We start from the raw sequence: 3,233 nt of genomic DNA, 5'->3' as shown, positions 1-3,233 counted from the left end.
CGCCCGCGCCCGAGCCAATGACCAGCACCTCGCACTCGTACACGGTGTCGGTTTCGGGCTGCAGCGTTTGGATGGGCTTGGGTGTGTCCACGGGCCGCTCGTCGGGGCCGGGGTAGCCAAGGTGGCCCCAGGCGGCCGGCAGCTCGGCCATGCTGCCGCCGTAGTAGAGCAGCGTGCACAGCTTGCGCAACGCCTGGAAACCCTTGCGCAGCTGCGGCACGTTGCTGGCGGCCCAGCTTTGCAGCAGCTGCTCGCGCTGCGCGGCATCGAGCTTGCGAAACGGCTTCAGCGGGCCAAACCATGTCAGGCCCAGCAGGGGCTTCTCCATCAGGTCGAGCAGCTGGCCGAATTCGGTCTGCGCCCCGGCCGGCTGTTCCTGAATGGCGGCTTCGAGCTTTTCGAGGTTGAGCCCGGCCGAGCCGGCAGGAATGCCTTCGGCGAGGGCAGGAACGAAGGTATCGGCCAGGGCCTGAAGAACGGCGGAGCGGGTGGGAGTAAGCGAGAACATGGGGCGGGAATTTTAAGCGCTAAAAGGTAATGATTTTCCCGCAATATGTTAGGCGTGCCGAGTAGTTTTTGGGGTAGGAGGGTAAGAGTGTGTAGGGATAGGAGTTGTCAAAAGGCTGTCAGGCCGAGCGCAGCCGAGGCCGCTCGCGTGCGGCAGTAATTCAATCGTTAGCTGCACTGTCTTTCGGCTCAACAATTCAAGCGAGCGTCCTCGGCTGCGCCCGACGGGAGCGGCGTATACTGTCGACCTTTGCCCTGACTTCCCGTCTCCCCAATTCCCCGCCTCTCCCGAAATGCCCAAGCTCGTTCAAACACCCGAAACCACGCACCGCATCTATTTCCAGGACTGCGACATGCTGGGCCACCTCAACAACGCCCGCTACCTCGACTATTTCCTCAACGCCCGCGAAGACCACAGCACGGCGCACTACAACCTGAACATGGGCCAGCTGGCCCGCGAGCAAAACGCGGCTTGGGTGATTACCAAGCACCACATCAGCTACCTCAAGCCGGCGCGGCAGGGCGTGCAGGTGCGCATCCTGAGCCAGCTCATTCACTTCGATAACTCCAACATCGTGCTCGAAATGCAGATGCGCAGCGAAGACGGCCTGCGCCTGCTGGCCCTGCTCTGGTCGGAGCTGACCTTTGTGACCGTGCCCGCCGGCACCCGCACCGACCACTCCAACGCCCTCATGGACCTGCTCGACGACCTCGACGTGGACCACGTGAGCTACGACCCCGACGGCTTCGACGAGCGCGTGAAAGAGGTGCGCCAGCAGCTGAAGAAGCTGCGGCGGGAGGGGTAACCATCCACGTCAACCTCACGGGACCCCTCCGGGGCACCGGTCATGCTTCTGATGTTGATACGGCAGCAAAAAAAGAGCCCGACGCATTGCGCCGGGCTCTTTTGAGTTTGGCACTTGGGCCGAACCGGTGCCCCCTCTCCCCGAGGAGAGGGCGTCAGGGGGTGAGGTTGACGTGAGAGGCTACCGCGCCGCGCTCACGTTGTCCTTCTCGTTGGCATCCATGAAGATGCCGCCGTCGAGCTTCACCGATTTCACGGCTTTGGGCGTGATGATGACGGCCTGCTGCTGGTTGCTGCGCCACACGGCGGCGGTTTGGTGCAGGGTTTCCTTGCTGCCGTCGGTGTATTCGAGCTGCATATCGAAGGGAGCCACGAAACCGCCCACGTTGTTCACCGTCACGCTGTTGCCCGCTACCGTGCCCACGGCCAGGTCGATGTAGCCGTTGGTGAAAAACCAGCTGTTGAAGAACCAGTTCAGGTCCTGGCCGGTGGCGCTGTTCATCGAGTTAAAATAGTCCCACGGAATGGGGTGCTTGCCGTGCCAGCGGTCCATGTACTCGTGCAGGGCTTTCTTAAAGAGGGCATCGCCGAGCATGTCTTTCAGAGCCAGGTAGCTGAGCGAGGGCTTGCCGTAGGCGTTGTTGCCGTAGCCGGCCTTCAGCTCGCTGCTGGGCGTGATGACGGGCAGGTCTTCGGCCGTGCTGCGGTCGTTAATCCAGCGGTTCACGCGGAACATCTTGTAGAGCTTGTCGGCGGCTTCCTGGCCGTTTTCGGTGCGGCCGATGAGCAGTTCGAACGTGGTGGCCCAGCCCTCGTCCATGTAGGCGTAGCGGCTTTCGTTGATGCCCATGTAGAAGGGGAAGTAGGTGTGCGCGATTTCGTGGTCCTGCACGAACTGCGCAAACTTGGGGTCCTGCTGCGGGCTGTCGTTCACCATCATGGGGTATTCCATGTCGGCAAAGCCCTGGAAGGCCGTCATTTTAGGGAAGGGGTAGGCCACGCCGGGCCAGTTGTTGGGGTTCGAGAACCAGCCCAGCGCGTACTGCCCGTTCTTCACCGACTGCCGGAAATCGACCGTCGAGTCGGCGTAGGCGGCCTGCATGCTGGCGCGGCGCTTGGCCTTGGCATCGACGATGACGCTGGCGGCATCCCACACGTAGTGGTTGCTCAAACCCACGGTCACGTCGGAAATATCCTTGGCGGCCCACACCCAGGTGTTGGTGGCGTTTTGGGCGGTGATGCTGTTCTTGGCCAGGTCGGCGGCGGTGGCTACGTGAATGACGGCATCGCTGGTCATCGACTGCTTGAGGCGCTTGGCGGCGGCTTTCTGCAGCACCTGGTCGGGGTTTTGCAGGGTGCCGGTGGCCCACACGATGTAGTTGGCCGGCGCTTGCACGCGCAGGGTGTAGTCGTTGAAGTCGTTGTAGAACTCCTTGCTGTCGACGAAGGGCAGGCGGTCCCAGCCGTTGTAGTCGTCGTACACGGCCACGCGCGGGTAGAAGTAGGCCAGGAAGTAGGTGGTGGGGTCAATCATGCCCTCGCGGCCGCTTTCCTTGGAAATGGGGAAGTGCCAGGCTACGGCGAATTTCACTGAGTCGTGCGGGGCCAGCGGGCGGGGTAGGCGCACGCCGGGGGCAGTACCCAGGTTCTGCGGCAGCGCCTTAAGCTGGCCACCCACCCGGAAAGTGTCAATCACCACGCCGCTGGTGAGGTAGTCGGCGGCCGCATCGCCGTCGCGCGAGGCGCCGGGCTTGTGAATGTTCTGGATGATTCGCAGTACCACTTGGCGCAGCGTGTCGGGGCTGTTGTTGTAGTAGGTGATGGTTTCGCGGCCGCGAATGTCGCGGGCCGGCGGGGCGGCGGCCACGGTGATGTCGTAGCGGGCGCGGTTCTGCCAGTAGTTGGGGCCGGGGCGGCCATC

The 3,233-nt window shown here is 63.0% G+C and carries 3 protein-coding genes; 1 reads left to right on the top strand and 2 read right to left on the bottom strand.

Going from position 1 to position 3,233, the window contains the following annotated elements; genetic code table 11:
* The coding region (locus ACYVDE_RS18285) for a gluconate 2-dehydrogenase subunit 3 family protein (protein WP_460502991.1) at positions 1–508 on the bottom strand (508 nt) is incomplete at its 3' end.
* Positions 509–800: 292 nt separating this feature from the next.
* On the opposite strand from ACYVDE_RS18285, the gene ACYVDE_RS18280 reads away from it, so the two are divergent.
* Positions 801–1,313, top strand: a complete 513-nt coding sequence (locus tag ACYVDE_RS18280; protein WP_460502990.1) for an acyl-CoA thioesterase — start codon at positions 801–803, stop codon at positions 1,311–1,313.
* A 180-nt stretch (positions 1,314–1,493) separates the two neighbouring features.
* On the opposite strand, the gene ACYVDE_RS18275 is transcribed toward ACYVDE_RS18280, so the two are convergent.
* Positions 1,494–3,233: M1 family metallopeptidase (locus ACYVDE_RS18275; protein WP_460502989.1), on the bottom strand; the 1,740-nt coding region annotated here is incomplete at its 5' end.

The sequence above is a fragment of the Hymenobacter agri genome (assembly GCF_054778495.1).
Note: the sequence above shows the minus strand (reverse complement) of the source record. Positions and strands in the feature narration are given on the sequence as shown.

Coding starts and splice junctions, on each gene's coding strand:
- ACYVDE_RS18280 (WP_460502990.1), top strand. CDS start 801: ATGCCCAAGCTCGTTCAAACACCCGAAACCACGCACCGCATCTATTTC.